Source organism: Clostridium sp., assembly GCF_036569345.1.
Taxonomy (GTDB): Bacteria; Bacillota; Clostridia; order Clostridiales; family Clostridiaceae; genus Clostridium_AD.
This window is the reverse complement of the sequence record NZ_DATCQT010000104.1, coordinates 69,146-86,791: the sequence shown is the minus strand read 5'-3', so window position 1 is coordinate 86,791 and position 17,646 is coordinate 69,146. Positions and strand designations below refer to the sequence as shown.

General features: G+C 31.6%; 14 protein-coding genes. 6 read left to right on the top strand and 8 right to left on the bottom strand.

The genetic code is table 11. The features are described from left to right. Together VIM70_RS10585 and VIM70_RS10580 are read right to left on the bottom strand one after the other, a co-directional pair. A partial coding sequence (locus tag VIM70_RS10585; RefSeq protein WP_331945721.1) for a 2-keto-3-deoxygluconate permease occupies positions 1-342 on the bottom strand: 342 nt, incomplete at its 3' end. An 89-nt stretch (positions 343-431) separates the two neighbouring features. Further along, a complete protein-coding gene (locus VIM70_RS10580) occupies positions 432-1,604 on the bottom strand; it encodes an NADP-dependent malic enzyme (protein ID WP_331945720.1) in 1,173 nt (390 codons plus the stop codon). Between the two features lie 247 nt (positions 1,605-1,851). Between VIM70_RS10580 and VIM70_RS10575 the strand changes: the two genes are divergently transcribed. The 5 genes from VIM70_RS10575 to VIM70_RS10555 all read left to right on the top strand — a co-directional run bounded on the left by VIM70_RS10575 (position 1,852) and on the right by VIM70_RS10555 (position 7,627). Beyond that, positions 1,852-3,423 carry a sensor histidine kinase gene (locus tag VIM70_RS10575; RefSeq protein ID WP_331945719.1) on the top strand — a complete coding sequence of 524 codons (1,572 nt, stop codon included), beginning with the start codon at positions 1,852-1,854 and terminating at the stop codon, positions 3,421-3,423. Positions 3,424-3,427: 4 nt separating this feature from the next. Further along, complete coding sequence (locus VIM70_RS10570) at positions 3,428-4,126, top strand: response regulator (protein ID WP_331945718.1); 699 nt, start codon at positions 3,428-3,430, stop codon at positions 4,124-4,126. Positions 4,127-4,396: 270 nt separating this feature from the next. Further along, a complete protein-coding gene (locus VIM70_RS10565; protein ID WP_331945717.1) occupies positions 4,397-5,026 on the top strand; it encodes a hypothetical protein in 630 nt (209 codons plus the stop codon). Between the two features lie 188 nt (positions 5,027-5,214). Then, positions 5,215-6,615, top strand: a complete 1,401-nt coding sequence (locus tag VIM70_RS10560; protein ID WP_331945726.1) for an amino acid permease — start codon at positions 5,215-5,217, stop codon at positions 6,613-6,615. A gap of 379 nt (positions 6,616-6,994) precedes the next feature. Then, positions 6,995-7,627 carry a GyrI-like domain-containing protein gene (locus VIM70_RS10555; RefSeq protein ID WP_331945716.1) on the top strand — a complete coding sequence of 211 codons (633 nt, stop codon included), beginning with the start codon at positions 6,995-6,997 and terminating at the stop codon, positions 7,625-7,627. Positions 7,628-7,716: 89 nt separating this feature from the next. Here VIM70_RS10555 and VIM70_RS10550 read toward each other — a convergent pair whose 3' ends face one another. After that, a complete protein-coding gene (locus tag VIM70_RS10550) occupies positions 7,717-10,437 on the bottom strand; it encodes a UPF0182 family protein (RefSeq protein WP_331945715.1) in 2,721 nt (906 codons plus the stop codon). Between the two features lie 167 nt (positions 10,438-10,604). On the opposite strand from VIM70_RS10550, the gene VIM70_RS10545 reads away from it, so the two are divergent. After that, complete coding sequence (locus VIM70_RS10545; protein WP_331945714.1) at positions 10,605-10,931, top strand: hypothetical protein; 327 nt, start codon at positions 10,605-10,607, stop codon at positions 10,929-10,931. Positions 10,932-10,935: 4 nt separating this feature from the next. Here the strand turns inward: VIM70_RS10545 and VIM70_RS10540 are convergent, their stop codons facing one another. The 5 genes from VIM70_RS10540 to VIM70_RS10520 form a co-directional block, all read right to left on the bottom strand. Next, positions 10,936-11,430 (bottom strand): hypothetical protein, encoded by a 495-nt coding sequence (locus VIM70_RS10540; RefSeq protein ID WP_331945713.1) that lies wholly within the window; start codon positions 11,428-11,430, stop codon positions 10,936-10,938. Between the two features lie 199 nt (positions 11,431-11,629). Further along, entirely contained in the window at positions 11,630-13,429 is a 1,800-nt protein-coding gene (ftsH, locus tag VIM70_RS10535; protein WP_331945712.1) for an ATP-dependent zinc metalloprotease FtsH, read from the bottom strand. A 246-nt stretch (positions 13,430-13,675) separates the two neighbouring features. Then, a complete protein-coding gene (locus VIM70_RS10530; protein WP_331945711.1) occupies positions 13,676-14,773 on the bottom strand; it encodes an NlpC/P60 family protein in 1,098 nt (365 codons plus the stop codon). Between the two features lie 151 nt (positions 14,774-14,924). After that, the gene (locus VIM70_RS10525; RefSeq protein WP_331945710.1) at positions 14,925-17,012 is read right to left on the bottom strand and encodes a transglycosylase domain-containing protein; all 2,088 of its coding nucleotides are present in this window, start codon (positions 17,010-17,012) and stop codon (positions 14,925-14,927) included. A gap of 67 nt (positions 17,013-17,079) precedes the next feature. Then, positions 17,080-17,625, bottom strand: a complete 546-nt coding sequence (locus VIM70_RS10520; protein WP_331945709.1) for a hypothetical protein — start codon at positions 17,623-17,625, stop codon at positions 17,080-17,082. Between the last annotated feature and the right edge of the window lie 21 nt (positions 17,626-17,646).

The following is a 17,646-nucleotide window of genomic DNA, read 5'->3' as shown; positions in this document are numbered from 1 at the left end:
TGAAAGGATTGCGAGTGGTGATAAACCTAATACTCCAGCAGGTCCAAAAACCTTTCCTACAAATATACCAATACCAGCACCTACTATAAATTTTCCTGTTATTAATAGTGCACCTTTTTTTAATGCCTTTGGTGCTAAATTGAAATTAATTTGTGAACCAATTAAAAACATAAAACAAGCTAAAATTGGTGTTGATGCCGCTTTACCGAATAATCCCGTTGTAAAACCACCAATTTTTAAGACTCCTGGGAAAAATGTATTAACTAATACCCCTAAAAAAAGTGGAACCACCATCATACCGCCTGGAACTTTATCGAGTGTTTTCTTAATTGGAATTTGCATTTTTTTATCCCCCTATTTTTTTGTTAATTTTGGAAACACCCTTCTTTGTATATGTGTCCCCTTTACCTTTACTAATATGTCCCCTTATTTTATATTCTTGCTACCCCTGTTTCTTTTGCAGCTTTTGCAATTGCTTCTGCTACTTTTGATGCTACACCTTTGTCTAGGGCACTTACAATTACATTATTTTCATTTAAGTCTTCATCTTTTATATAATTTGCAATAGCGTATGCTGCTGCTAGCTTCATTTCTTCATTTATTTCCTTTGCTCTCACATCTAAAGCACCTCTGAATAAGCCAGGGAATACAAGCACATTATTAACTTGATTTGGAAAATCCGAACGTCCTGAGCCAACAACCTTTGCACCTGCTTTTTTAGCGAGCTCTGGCATAATTTCTGGAACTGGGTTTGCCATTGCAAATACTATAGAATCTTTATTCATAGATTTAATCATCTCAGGTGTTACTATTCCTGGAGCGGAAACTCCTATAAATACATCAGCACCTACGAATGCATCTTTTAAGCTTCCTTTTATATTATCTGGATTAGTAATTTCTGCAAGGGCTGTTTTTGCATCATCGATTTTATCCATTCCTCTGTAAAGTATTCCTACCTTGTCACAAGCAATTAAATTTTTCACTCCTGAAGAAAGTAAAAGTTTAGATATTGCTGTTCCTGCTGAACCAGAACCATTTATAACAACCTTTAAATCCTCAAGTTTCTTTCCAACTACTTTAGTAGCATTGATGAGCCCTGCAAGCACTACAATTGCTGTTCCATGTTGGTCATCGTGAAATACTGGTATATCTAATAATTTTTTAAGTTTTTCTTCTACCTCAAAACATCTTGGAGCACTAATATCTTCTAGATTTATTCCACCGAAACCTGGAGATATAAGCTGCACAGCGCGAACAATTTCATCGACATCCTTTGTGTCTAAGCAAATTGGAAAGGCATCTACATTAGCAAACTCTTTAAACAATATAGCCTTACCTTCCATAACTGGAAGTCCTGCTTTTGGTCCTATATCTCCAAGTCCTAGAATGGCACTTCCATCTGTAACAACAGCAACCATATTTCCTTTAGCAGTATATTTGTACACATCTTCTTCATTTTCATGGATTTTCCTACAAGGTTCTGCAACACCAGGTGTATATGCAAGTGCCAAATCATCTTTTGTTTCTATTTTTATTTTTGATATTACCTCTATTTTACCTAAATGTTTTTCATGTAGTTTTAAACTTTCTTCAAAATAATTCATTAAATATCTCCCCTCTTAGTTAATTTATTTATACGTTTTCACTATTAATTATTATTAACTTTATAATTTTTTTCTGACATCATCATAACAACAAATTAACCATTTTTAAATATTAAATAAGTTTAAAATACTTTGTGGTAATTAAAAAAACTTTGTAGAAATTTTAACAATATATTTTAAAAAAGTATATATGGTATAATTTTTATAAAAGTACCCCCAAGTCTTAAGAATTTAAGAGGAGAAAGATATGAAATTAAAAACAAAAATCACGGCCTTTGTAATAGGAATCTTACTTTTGACTATTGGAAGTATATCAATACTATCCTTTAATCAGATGAAAATAGTGCTTAAAGATCAATTTGGACATAATCTTTTGAATATCGCAAATTCTGTCTCAATGAGTTATCTTGTACAAAATTACTTGGAAGGAAACAATAAAATTAATGGAGAGGCTTTAAATAATCAAATAGAAAGCATAAGGCGTAAAACTAAAGTTGAATTTATTGTAGTAATGGATATGAAAGGAATAAGACATACTCATCCTATAAAGAAAGAAATAGGTAAAAAATTTGAGGGTGGAGATGAAAAACGCGTCCTCACAAAAGGCGAAGAGTATGTTTCAGAAGCAAGGGGTAGCTTAGGCCTCTCCCTTCGAGCATTTACTCCCATATTTAAAGATGGTAAACAAATTGGAGCAGTGGCTATAGGAAGCCCAATCAATGAGGTTTATAATGAGATTTATTCAAAGATAGATGAATTTATACCTTTTATAATATTAGGATTAATTTTAGGAGTAATTGCTGCAACTCTTTTATCCTCCAATATTAAAAAAGCCATTTTTGGTTTAGAACCAGCAGAAATAGCTTGGATTTTAAAAGAAAAAGAAGCTGTAATTGAAAGTGTGAAGGAAGGTATTTTGGCAGTTGATAAAAGTGGAAAAGTCACCTTATTTAATAAAGAAGCCGGTGATATTCTACACCTTAAGGAAGAAGATATAGGCAAAAATATCACAAACCTTTCTTATGAAAATAAAATTTCTGAAGTCCTGAAAGTAGGAAAGTATTATGAAAATATAGAAATGAAAGTAAGACCAGGCCTAACTATTTTATGCAAATATAATCCCCTTAAAAATGATAAAGATGAAGTAATTGGGGTAGTAATGAATTTCAGGGATTTAACGGAAGTTAAGAAAATGGCAGAAGAGCTCACAGGAATAAAGAAAATGACTTGGTCTCTAAGGGCTCAAAATCATGAATTTATGAATAAACTTCATACTATATCAGGATTGATACAGCTGGAAGAATATAAGGAAGCTCTGAAATTCATATCAAATGTTGCTAAAAATCGAAATGGAATCAATAGTATTCTCACAAATCAAATAAAGAATGTATCTATTGCTGCTTTGTTATTTTCAAAATTTAATAAAGCAGAGGAAGCAAGAATAGTATTTGAAATTGACGCAGATTCTCAATTAAATGAATTACCACAATATATGAGTGAAGACGAATTAGGTTCTATTATTGGAAATTTAATTGAAAATTCTTTTGATGAAGTAAACGTGGATGGAAGTGGAACTGTATACTTTAAGATCTTTGTTATAGATGATCACTTAAAAATTCAAATAAAAGACAACGGACAAGGTATTTCTTACGAAATTAGAGATACTATATATGAGATTGGGACTACAACGAAAGTAGGTCAGCGTGGAATTGGTATGTATATTGTCAAAAATATTATTGATGATATGCAAGGCACAATTGTGTTTAATGTAGAAAATGGGACCCAGTGGGATATAGATATACCTATGAAAAGGAGTTAAACAAATGATTCAAGTAATGATAATTGAAGATGACCCTATGGTTCGTGATATCAATACAAAATTTTTACAAAAGGTAGAAGGCTTCCACTTAATTAAGGCTGCAAGTAATCTTAAAGAAGCGCAGAGCTGTATGGAGAAACAAAAACCAGATTTGATTTTGCTTGATATCTATCTTCCTAAAGAAAATGGAATTGACTTTTTAAAATCACTTCGAGCCAAAGAAATAGCAGTGGATGTTATTTTAATAACTGCTGATAAAACCATTAATAGAGTTCAAGAGGCTTTTCGCTATGGAGCCAGAGATTATTTAATCAAACCTTTCAGCTTAGAGAGGTTTCAGGAAGCTTTAATTAAATTTAAAGATAGATACTATAACTTTAAAAAGACAAATGAAATTGAGCAAGACGAATTGGATAAGTATATTTCAAGTAGCAAAGATTTATCGCAGCAAGATAATAATAGAAATCTAGATTTGACAAAGGGATTAAATAGATATACTTATAAAACAATTTGGCAGCAAATTGAGCTAATAGGAAATAAATACACTACTCCAGAAGAACTAGGGGAAACACTAGGAATTGCAAGGGTTACTGTAAGAAAATATTTAGAAGATATGACCAATGAAGGAAAAGTAGAGAGGTTAATTGAGTACGGCAAAATAGGAAGACCACAGCACAAATATAAAATAACCGCTATTACTTAACAAAGCACTTTTTATATTGAACACTAGTTAGATATTGATTTATTGTAATTAACTAGCAAATATAAATTTCCAGTTTCTATTAGGACCTCTAAGGTCGTAGTAAAACTGGAAATTTTTATTTTCTAAAATTTAAGTAAAACTTAACTATAATTAGCAAATGAGGTGCTTTAGTCTAGTTTTAGTTGGACTTTAGTTGACTTTTAGTCGATTTAGTTGTAAACTGTTAATAATAAAACAATATTATAATAATTTATTATTAGGAGGTTTATATTGTTAGATTTTAATGATTTATGGCTAGTAAGAACAAATCCTGAAAACACTAATCGAATAAAGGAGTTCCTAGAAAACGACATAATTGCAATAGGTTGGAGTAATTTGCTTGACTTAACAAGTATGCCTAAAAGCGCAATTCTTACAGAGCTTTCTAGAAACAACTATTCTTGCTCTAATGTAAATCTTGGTGTAGTAAACCATTTTGTGAATAATATCAAGGTTGGTGATTTATGTATCATACCCTATGGAGAGAAAATATATATAGCCAAAGTTACAAGCCCATATTATTATGATGCAACTAAGATAGAAGATGGTTATCCTCATCAAAGAAAAGTTGAATTTATTAATAAGGATAAGCCAATTAATAGGGCTAGTTTACCTGATGCTGTTCGAAAATCCTTAGGTGCTCAAAATTATGTTGCACATTTAAGGCATCGTATAGAGGAATTTAAAGCGTTTTTATCTGAAACTGAACCTGCGAGCGGCAATGTTAATTTACAGGAAAAGTTGAGAAAGTTGCTTCCAGAGGCCATAGAAAATATAAAAAATGCTATGGACAGTGATGATGTTCAGACAAGATTTAATGCATCTGTTGAGGTGCTTAAATTGCTACAGAAATATGAATAATTTCTTTCTGAAAGAAGTAACACATTTAAATCAAATTATATGAATATAGAAAAAGATATTAATAAGTTAGTAATAAACTATAAATCAGCAAGGATAGAATGTAAAAAGCAATATTATATTAATACATATACAGACAAAAAATTAATTTAAGCGAGGAGAAAAACAATTTGAAGAATATATGGAAGAGAATGTGGAAGAAAAAATCCTTAAAAATGGAGCTTCATGCCGCGAAAAAGACTGACTTAAAAAAGAACCTTACATCAACTGACCTTGCAGCACTAGGAATAGGTGCAGTTCTCGGTACTGGAATCTTTGTTTCAACAGGTGTTGGAGCTCATATGGCAGGACCTGCAGTTGTTTTATCATTTATTGTAGCCGCAATAACAAGTGGACTTTGTGCACTTACTTATGCAGAACTTGCTACAATGTTTCCAGTAGCAGGAAGTACTTATACATATTCCTATATTGCGTTTGGTGAAATAATAGCCTGGATTATAGGCTGGGACTTAATGCTTGAATATTTGGTCTCCTCTGCCGCAGTCGCATCCGGGTGGTCAGGAACCTTCGTAGGACTATTAAAGTCTGCTGGAGTTACTTTACCTAGTATAATAACCAAAGGTCCTTCATCAGGTGGGATTGTTGATTTACCAGCCATTCTTATAGTGGCACTTGTAACATGGATATTATTTGTAGGAATAAAAGAAAGTGCAAAATTGAATAATGTCATAGTATTAATTAAAATTGGTGTAATTATTTTATTTATAGTACTTGGCGTATTCCATATTAGTGTAGCAAACTATAAGCCATTTGCTCCTTTTGGATGGAAGGGTGTCATGGCAGGTGCTTCAATCATGTTCTTTGCTTATATTGGTTTTGATGCTGTTTCTACGGCAGCTGAAGAAACTATAAATCCAAAGAGAGATGTCCCTCGTGGACTGGCCATTTGCCTAGGAGTGGTAATTGTACTTTACGTTACAGTTGCAGTTGTTATAACGGGTATGGTTCCATTTAAAGCAATTAGTCAGAATAATGCTATTCCAGATGCATTAACACGTTTTGGTATTAACTGGGGTGCAGCTTTAGTTGGAACTGGTGCTGTAATAGGCATGATTTCAACGCTTCTAGTAATGCTTTATGGACAGATAAGAGTATTTATGGTTATGGCTAGAGATGGTTTACTTCCAAAGGTATTTTCGGAGGTACACCCAGTTCACAAAACGCCTACACTTTGTACAATAATCACAGGTTGTATAGCTGCGGTTATGGCAGGGTTTTTACCATTACAGGAGATAATAAAGCTCTGCAATATAGGTACATTATTTGCCTTTGTTTTGGTATCTATCGGTGTTATAGTACTTAGAAAAACAATGCCAGATGCTGAGCGAAAATTTAAATGTCCTTGGGTGCCATTTATACCTATCCTTACTATACTTGCTTGTTTTTATTTAATGTCAGCATTGCCTATAGTAACATGGATTAGATTTATAATTTGGTTATTAATTGGACTAGCGATTTATTTATTATATGGTAGACACCATAGTATACTCCAACATAGTAAACCAAGACAATATAGCAACACAAATCAATGATTGCGGTAAAATATTTTAATATATTTAGATGTATAGATTAATTAATATATATAACACAAATAGCAAAAATAAACTTCCAGTTTCTGTTACGACCTCTGAGGTCGTAGTAAAACTGGAAGTTTTTACTTTCCACAAGGTCATTTACTTAGGATTCTTTTTTGTAGCTTTTATTGAATCTTTAGTTTTTTCTAACAATATTAAAAATATATCCTCATCTTCTTTCATATCCTGGGGGTATGTTACAAATACCTTTGTATAAAGTAACATTCTTATTAATAAGTATTGATTAGTTTTTTAAAGTTATCTATACTATGACATACAGAAGTCAAGCCGCACGTGTTATACTGATTCCAATATAAAACGAAAAGAGGTATAAATAATGGCTAAATTAGAATATAGAAAGGAATATAAAGATTTATATGTTCCAAAAAAAAGTCCAGTTATCGTTACGGTGCCTTCTATAAATTTTATTACGATTGACGGTTATGGCGATCCAAATGAAGAGCAATTCGCACTTGCAACTGCTGCACTTTACAGTTTTAGTTATGCAGTAAAGATGTCTTACAAAAGTAATAATGTTCCAACCGGCTATTATGATTACACTGTATTTCCACTTGAGGGTGTATGGGATCTAATGGATAAAACCCTGCTTCCTACAAATAAAAGTAATTTTAAATATAAAATTATGATACGTCAGCCAGATTTTCTAACTACTGATTTATTTAACCGATTTATATCTGAAACAAAAAATAAAAAGCCAAATATCTACCTTGATAAAATAGAATATTTGACAATATCTGAGGGTTTATGTTGTCAAATACTTCATTTAGGAAGCTATGATACTGAGCCAAAAGATTTTGAAATGATGTTACAGTTTTGCAAAGATAATGGGTATACAAGAATTTCCCTTAAACATAGAGAAATATACTTATCAGACCCTCGTAAAACTGAACCCGAGAAGCTTAAAACGGTTTTGCGGTTTAAGGTCCAAATTGAGAGTACTATAATATAAAGTTTATTATAGTATTTTTATATAAAAAGATACCACTCATTAAATGAGTGGTAGCCTTAAATTGTTTGTTTTTTAAATTTGTATCTGTTTTATTTATCTAATTGTTTAAGCAAAGTTCCAAGTTGCTTAATATATTCTCCATATTTTGCCCAATCTAAGTTCTTTTGAGAATCAAGTGCTTTTGTATATAAGTCATTTGCTTGCTTAATTAGTTTGACTTGAGTTTGACTTAACGGAGCCGTAGTAGTAGTTCCCGTTGCTCCTGGTACTACTGCATTTTGTGCCTGATAATTGAATATCTGTTGTAATCCACTTTCAATACTATCAACCATCAATAACTTATTGTCGTAAGATATTATTATTTTTTTCATTTCAGGAATACTATTTTTTCCACTAGCTCTTAAATATAGAGGTTCAATATAAAGCAACGAATTCTTTAACGGTAGAATTACAGTGTCTCCGTACTGTACTTGAGATCCACCCGTATTCCATAAAGAAAGCTGTGCTGAAATTGTAGTATCTTGACTTATCATCTGCTTAAAGAGGTATGGACTGTATACTGTTGTTGCTGGAAATTTATTTATGAACATTTTGCCATAGTTTCCTACATCCATTCTAGCCCCTAATATTGCCGCCATGTTATCTTTTCCCTTTATATTAAAATACTGTTGCAATATCATTTCTTCACTGCTCTCTCCTGGCAATTTCTCTATAAGATATGGTGGAATAATTGTTTTTACTTCACCACCTACAGCATTTGCATTTTTAGAAACATCCCAAATATCTTCTCCACTATAAAATACTCCTGGATCAGTTACATGGTATTTCCCAATTACTGCACTTTGAATACTAAATATATCAGATGGATATCTAAAATGTGCTTTTAAGTCTGCAGGTACCTTTGATATATCCTTAAAAAGATTAGGGAAAATCTTTGCGTAAGTTAATACAATTGGATCAGTTGGATCTGCCATGTAAAAATTTGTAGTTCCATCATAAGCATCAATTACAACCTTAACTGAATTTCTGATATAATTTATTCCATCTTGCGGCTGTGAGTACGGATACTTGTTCGATGAAGTGTAAGCATCAAGTATATAGTAGATTTTTCCTCCACTTATAACAACATATGGATCTTTATCATAAGTTAAAAATGGTGCTATAGTCTTTGCCCTTTCCACTATATTTCTATTAATAAGAATTTTACTTGTGCTATTAATATCCCTAGATAGTATAAAATTTAAATCCCCCTTATTAATTGCAAACAAAAGTTTATTACCTAAGCTCATTTTGATTCCGGCTTTTGCATCATATTTTGTTACTTTGTTGGCTTCACCTTGAGGATAGTCAAATTCATTTACATTGGTATCTACTAATGCATACTGATCTGTTTTTTCACCAAAATAAATCCTTGGATTAGTTAATTTTATATTTGTACTGTTTGAGAGAGGCATATCTTTAATTTGAAATTCAGGCTGCCCTTCTGATGTAACAGCATTCACTTTACTCATTACAACACCATAACCATGAGTATAAATCATATGAGTATTCTGCCAAGTATTTGGCGATAACGATTCTGAGTCTATTTCTCTTGCTGCAATAAATACCTGACTATATTTATTGTTTATATTATATCTATCTACGTCTACATCACTAAAATTATAGTAATATCTTATAATTTGAACTTGATTATAAAATTCAAGTGACTGCGCAGCTGAATTTATCCTAATGTTATCTATTGTCGACTGATTATTTGAAATATCCTTTTGTGTTAAATCATTTTTTACATTAAAAGAATTTGTAGTGATATCAGCTATATTAAATGCTTTCCTTGTAAAATTAATATTATTTTGAATATATGGTTTTTCAAATTCTTTTTCATTTGGCATTACAATACTGTTTTGAATTACTGCCGCCGATATTACTTCTACAACACTTATTAAAACAATAGCAACAACTGAAATTATTATAGGTTTAACCTTTGATTTTAAAACACTCATAAATATTGCTACTGCAGCAAAAATACAAGCCACAATTAATATTTTGTAAAATAGTAGTGTAACATGAATATCTGTATAACTTGCCCCAAATGCAACTCCCCTAGGACTATACACTAAATTAAATGAATTAATCAAAAATCCAAGTGAAAGAAAAAGTGCTATAAGTGAAGATATTATTGCAAGCTGTCTTCCTGCAAATATAATGAATTCCTTTCCAAGTTGTTTTGTGTCTTCATAAGGATTTTGTATTCTCCCTGCATAAAAAGTATCCTTTGCTTTAAATGCAAAGAAAACTACTGCTTTAATAACAATTAATAATACTAATAGTGTCATTATAAAGCTATATAAAGATTCAATTAACGGAAGTTTAAAAATATAAAAAGAAACATCTATATTAAAAATAGGGTCTTTGACATTAAAACTAACAGCATTAATGAATTTAAGAAACATATCCCAATATGTAGACGCAAAAGTAAAAGAAAATATAAATGAAACAATTATATTACTGGCTATAAAAATTTTTCTCTCAATAGCTTCTTTTTTGGGATTTACCTCAACTACTTTTTTTAAGTGTACGATACTCTTTTTGATGTTCTTATAGTATAACCATATACCAAGATAACTAAGTATAAAAATAGGTATCATAAGTTTTGACACAGTAAGTATCTTTGTAAAATATACTGAAAGGTAACCCATTTCATTAAACCACTCAATATTTATAATAAATTGGACTATGCTACCTAAAGAAAATAAACATACAATAAGAACTGTAAAAATGGAAACTATAATAACTTCTTTTTTCTTTTTCATAAAATCTCCTCTTAATCATTTTTTATAATTTTCTATTTGTTACTCTAAGCTTGTCTATAAGTCACATTTCTTATATTATATACTAATTACCATAAAATAATCAATAATATAATTGTGTAAAATGGTCATTACATTATAGTCACCATAAAACTTCCCTTGACTTAAGAATGCTGCTCAAATTTGAGGGCATAATATTTAAAATACATTTAAATGAAAATAAAAAATCACTAGAGTTATTGCATACACATTCTATTGCAGCAGAAGAGTTCAAAAAAATCTATGGCAAATTAAAAAATGAAACAAATTCTGAGAGATTAAATGAAAAAGGTTTAGAAAAAGAAGAAGTTAATTTTGTAATTGCAGCAGCTGGGGTTGTAACTATATTAATAGATAGTCTAGAGGTCAACAACATTATTTTTAGTAGAAATGGGGTTAGAGAGGGATTAGTATATAAAAAAAATAGAAGGTTAATCATAATATTGAGCAACTTTTAGCCTTTTACCATTTATAGAAAAAAGTATAAAAAGCATCGCCAAAATAGGTAGTGCACCCATAATCAATCAATACTTTTTTATTATTGTAAATTCCCCAAGAACTTGTAGAAACGATGTCATCAGCTAAAAGCATAAAATTGTTTATTAGTTTATTTAAATCATCATATGATTCTTTCTCTGGACATATTGTTTTAAGATCTATATATTGGTCTTTAATTAAAGTAGAGAGTGGAATTGCTCTTCTCATTATAATTCTATTAGGTTCAAACCATACTATTGGGCACAGGTATTTAACCAAATCCTTTGTAGCATGTGTATAAACATGATTTTCTACTTTGTTTTGATAACTACCATCATCAATTTTTGCTACCTTAATTACATAATTCTCATTAATAGAGTATACCTCTCTAGATATACCCTCACCTAAGAACGAATATTTCATTGCAATTTGTTTATTGCTCAGCTTACATATATTTTGAAATAATATTTTATTATCCATAATAACAAATCTCCTTTTAATATAAGATATTTTAAAACGGAGTAATTGTTACTTAGAAAGTTAAATTTAACAACTTTATAAATGTGCGATAACTACATGTCAGGTCAAAAATATTATACTAACAATAATAAAACCCTGAGATCATCCCAGGGTTTTATTAACTATTTACCTATATATTATTTACACAGTTTCATAAAAATTAGCTTTTTTCAAATATTTCTTGAAAATCAACTGCTTCAAGCTTCTCGCGAACTAGTAGCTCTTCAGCAACAGCATTAAGTTTACTTCTATTATCAGTTAGAAGTGTTAATGCCTTTTTATATGCTACATCTATAAGTTTCTTTATTTCTTCATCTATTTTAAATGCAGTTTCTTCACTATATCTTCTATCTTTACCCATGTCTCTTCCAAGGAATACCTCATCACCACCTGAATCAAAATTAATTGGTCCAAGAGTATCACTCATTCCATAATCCATTACCATTTTTCTTGCGATTGAAGTTGCTCTTTCAATATCATTGCTTGCACCAGTACTTATGTCTCCAATAACTAGTTTCTCTGCAACTCTACCACCTAAGAGTCCTACAATCTCCTCTTCAAGTCTTGACCTAGACATGTATGATCTGTCTTCATCTGGAAGACGCATAGTATATCCGCCAGCCCTTCCTCTTGGAACTATACTTATCTGATGAACAGGATCAGAATTTGGAAGTAAATTCATTACAATTGCATGGCCTGCTTCATGATATGCTGTAAGCCTTCTATCTTTTTCAACTATTACTCTGCTTTTCTTTTCAGGTCCAGCAATTATTCTTGTAGCAGCTTCTTCAAGTTCAACCATTCCTATAAGTTTTTTATCTTTTCTAACAGTTAAAAGTGCTGATTCATTCATTAAGTTTTCAATGTCTGCACCTGTAAATCCTGGTGTTCTTTTAGCAAGAACGCTAAGATTAACTTCTGGCGCAAGATGCTTATTTTTAGAATGAACTGCCAAAATTTCTTCTCTACCTTTTCTATCAGGTACTCCAACAAGTATTTGTCTGTCAAATCTACCTGGTCTTAGTAGTGCTGGATCTAGTACATCTGCCCTATTGGTAGCTGCAATCATTATTATTCCTTCATTTTCTCCAAAACCATCCATCTCAACTAACAGTTGGTTTAATGTCTGCTCTCTCTCATCATTTCCTCCACCAACGCCTGCACCTCTTTGCCTTCCCACAGCGTCAATTTCATCTATAAAAATTATACAAGGAGAGTTCTTTTTTGCTTGTTCAAATAAATCTCGTACTCTAGAAGCTCCGACGCCGACAAACATTTCTACAAAATCTGAACCTGAGATGCTGAAAAATGGAACTCCCGCCTCTCCTGAAATAGCTCTTGCAAGAAGTGTTTTACCAGTTCCTGGAGGCCCTATTAATAAAACTCCCTTTGGTATACGAGCACCCATTTCCAAATATCTTTTTGGCTGTTTTAGAAAATCAACTATTTCCGCAAGTTCAGCCTTTTCTTCATCTGCTCCTGCAACGTCATCAAAACTAACTTTATTTGCATTAGGATCAGCAAGTTTTGCTTTGCTTTTCCCAAACTTCATTACACCCCCGCTTCCGCCAGCACCCTTAGATTGCTTCATCAATATATACCCATAACCTACAAACATCAATACCAATAGCAAATTAGGCAAAAACTGTAACCACATTGGAATAGAAGCAGGTTTTAGGTATGACTCCTGAACATTTTGACTCTTTGGGTGATCTTTTATGAATTGAAACAATCTAGCAGATGGAACGATGGTTTTATATGTAGTTCCATTTTTTAAAGTTCCCGAAACCGTCATCAGGTCTTCTTGAACAACGAAGCTTTTTATAGTATTATTTGTCCAATCATTCTGAAATTGATTAAAATTAATAATTGTTGAAGTCTGATCTGTTTTAGCAAGCATAAATACTGCAATAATAACAATAGCTAAAATCCAAACAGCAATACTTGATCTTTTTTTCATCAGAGAACACCTCTCTTTCTTAATATATACTTAACTTTTTTATGTTCTTAGTGTTTCACCTATTGTATACTTAACCCTTTTAAAAAATTCTATTGATTTTATAATATCTTATATAAATATTACAAAGTTGTCTGTATAATTGTATTATTTTCTCTACTATTTGTCAATTTATAAAAATTTAAAAATAACGAAAAAAAACTTGATGATAAATATTTATCATCAAGTTTAAAATAACTAAAGATTATTTTAATAAACTCTACGCCCATATGTAAAATCACTATTTAATGATTGAATTCTAATTACAGCTCCTGTATGAGGTGCATTTATCATATTACCATTTCCAACATATATCCCCACATGATGTGCAGGCGTACCGAAAAATACCAAATCTCCTGGTTGAAGATTAGCTCTAGATACAAGTTGTCCTACATTTTGTTGATCTTCTGAAACCCTTGGTATATTTACTCCAAAATGTGCAAATACGTATTGTGTGAATCCTGAGCAATCAAAGCCTGAAGGGCTTGTCCCACCCCAAACATAGGGAACGCCAAGAAAATTTGAAGCATATGCTATAAGTGAACTAGATGAAATTGCACCTCCACCTCTTGAAAAAGTTGAACTATGAGACGCTAACACAACTTGGTTTGATGAAGAAGCTTGTCTTGCTGCAGCTGCTTGGTTCGCAACCAAAATAGCTTGTTTTGCTTCACTAGCTTGGTCTGTTTCCAGTTGTACACCATATTTGCTTTCTTGAGCATTCAATTGTGCTACCATTACAGTTTGGTCTGATTTTTGTTTAGTTAAAGTAGTTAATTTGTTTTTATTATCAACTCTTAAAGCTAGTAACTTTGCATTTTGTGTATCTAGCTCTACCTTTTTTAAATTAATTGCTGCCTGTTTTGTTTTCAAATCATTAATAACATTTTGATCAAAGGTTACTATAGTTTTAAGATCTTCAATTCTGGATATAAGATCATCTATACCATTTGAGCCTAATATAACGTCTATATAGCTTGATGTTCCATTAATATACATTTCTCGCATTCTTTTATTAAAAAGGGTCTGTTCTTCTTTAATACTAGCCTCAGCTTTTGCAATATTTATTTGATTTTGTTTAATATTCTCTTGTGTATTAGTGATATTGCTTTCATTACTATTGATTTTAGACATAATTGTTTGAATTTGATTGTCCATCATCTCGACTTTATTTTCAAGATCGCTTTTTTGAACTTGAACCTGATGAATTTTCGCCTTATCTGACGCAGTATCTGCGTATACGCTAGTAAACCCAACGCTCATCGTTATACCAATTGCCATTATGGTTAAAATAAATTTTCTGTTCAATTCTCCATCCCCTTAACATTTTAGTTATTTAATTTAAATATAACTCATATATTTTGTGTTACATTCAATTTTTTCTACTCATTATCTCTTACTAATATTAAAATTAGATTAAAAAAGTATGAACATGTACAGTTTTCAATAAAAATATCAATTAATCTAGACCAGCTTTTTGAATGTCTTGTATAGTTTTGCTAGTAGTATTGGGTGTTGTTACTAGCCCAGCGGGTGGGGTAATATCTTTTATAGGAAGATTAGCATTTGCTTCCTTCATTAATTTTCCCCAAATTAAAGCCGAATCATTACTTGTTAAATTGTAAAACTTTTTGTAATCATCATTGCCAATCCAAACAGCAGCTGAATAATATGGTGTTAAACCACAAAACCATAAATCCTTTAAATCAGTTGCCGTTCCTGTTTTACCTGCAACTGGCATATCTCCATATTTCGCGCTAGGACCTGTACCGCCTGGACTTACAGGTCCCTTTAATAAATCATACATTATATAAGCACTATCAGGCTCAAGGGTTTTTTTAGTAGTATAGTTAGTCTCTAATAATATTTTTCCGGTTTTATCTACAACTTTTGTATATAGCCTAGGAGACGCGTACATACCAGAGTTTCCGAAAACTCCATAGGCAGCTGCCATAAGTAGTGGAGTTTGACCACCATGAAATTGACCAAGTGACATTGTAGCAATATTTTTATCGGCGCTTGTAACACTTAGACCGAATTTTTGAGCGTAAGCATATCCTGTATCTACACCTATCTGATCTTCAAGTTTAACAGCAACTAAATTTTGCGAAGTTGCAATAGCCGATCGTATTGTAATTGGACCCATAGGTTTATTATCATCACTTGGATTATAAGGAATTCCGTTATCATCTTTATATTTATTAGCAATTTCAGGAGAAAGAGGTGAATCATCTATTATCGTATCCCCTGTAGCTAATTTAGAATCGATTGCAGCACCATACACTGTTAAAGGCTTAATACTTGAACCAGTTGATCTTGGAAAATTTATATCATCAACTGCTCTATTATAAGAATTTGGTGGTAGCTCACCCCTTCCACCAATAATTGATTTAACTTCCCCGTTATGGTAATCAAGAATTACTGCTGAGGACTGAATTGTATTTTTACTTGTATTGTTAGCTTTGTTAAATATTGGGTCCTCATCTACTATTTTTTGAGACTTAAGTTGAAGATCCTTATTCATAGTTGAATATATCTTTATTCCGCCGCTCATTAATAAATTCGTAACCTGTGAGTCACTATAATTATATTGAGCCATTAGATCAGCTTTAATTTGTTTAACAACAGGCCTTGAAAATGATTCATAAGTATATCTATCTAAATTTACATTAGGCCTTGTGAAGACTATATTGTTAGTTTTTATACTATTAATTGCGTCATCATATTCTTTTTTAGAAATTGAATTAGTTTCATACATTTTAGATAATACCAATTTAGTTTTATTTAAATATATATCCGGATTTTTTTCAGCGGCTGTTGAAAAGGGATAAAATCCAGAAGGACTCTGAGCAATTCCCGCGATAAAAGCACTTTCTACTAAGGTTAAATTCTTTGAGGTTTTGCTGAAATATTGGTATGCTGCTGCTTCAACACCATAAGCATTACCTCCTAAATAAATAGTATTCATGTAAGCTTCTAGGATATTGTCCTTTGGCATAGACTTCTCCAGCTCTATAGCAAGGTAGGCTTCTTGTATTTTTCTCTTGTAATCAAGTCTATTACTTAAAGAATCCTCTAAGAAAAGCCTGTTTTTTATAAGTTGTTGAGTGAGAGTGGAGGCACCTTGAGTACTTTTATTGGTATGAAGAAGTTTGTTTTGAACATCCAGAAGCACAGCTCTAATAACCCCTTTGTAATCTACTCCTCCATGTTGACGAAATCGTTGATCCTCAATAGCTATGAAAGCTGGGCCTAAATATGAAGATGTATCCTCGAGCGACACATCGGTCCTTTTTACAACTTGACCATTTATGCCTGTGGTAATTACATCATCCATTACGTTTCCTTTATCATCATAAATTATAGATGTTTGATTTAAATCTAAGATTTGATTAATGTCTAAAGGTGGTGATGTCTTTATAATCGCTAGAACCACGCCAGCACTAGCTACCATTCCAATAACAAAAATTGATAATATAGTGAGGAGTGTAGTTTTCAAAACTCTATGTGTTTTTTTAATTTTCATTACATCTTTTGTTTGTTTCATATGCGGTTCTCCTTTATGATAATATACTAATACAAGTATTATAACTCATATTTTTAAATATAGCATATTACTTTTTAAATTCCTGTTTTCCAGTCACTTTACTTTTAGTATCCATTTTGAATGTATATTTAGCTTCATCTGTTGTAAAATATACATTTCCCTCAACTATAGTATCTATTAATTGAAAGTTCTTTGATGAAACATAAAGATCACCTTTGAAAGTTCCATATTCTATACTGGCTTGAGGGCTATTAACAGTTAATTCTGGAACAGTCAAAGTCAGTCTGTTCTTATCTTCGTCTTGACCATATAAATCTATCTTACGTTCTATAATATCTTTACCACTAGCATCTTTTTTACCATTTTTATACTCACCGTCAACACTAATATTTTTATCAATAGTGAGACCTTTGGTTATTGCAATGATCCATGTACCCTGGTTACTTATAGCCTTTTCAAAATCAGCTTCAGTACTTACCATTGAAACTGTCTTACCTACATTTAGGGTCTTTTTAAGTGTTGTTGTTTGTGATGGTGTTGAAGGTTTCTTAGTACATCCTACAAATAATACAGTTAATATAACTACTGCAAATAATATAATTTTTGATTTCATAGAAATCCTCCTTGTTATCAA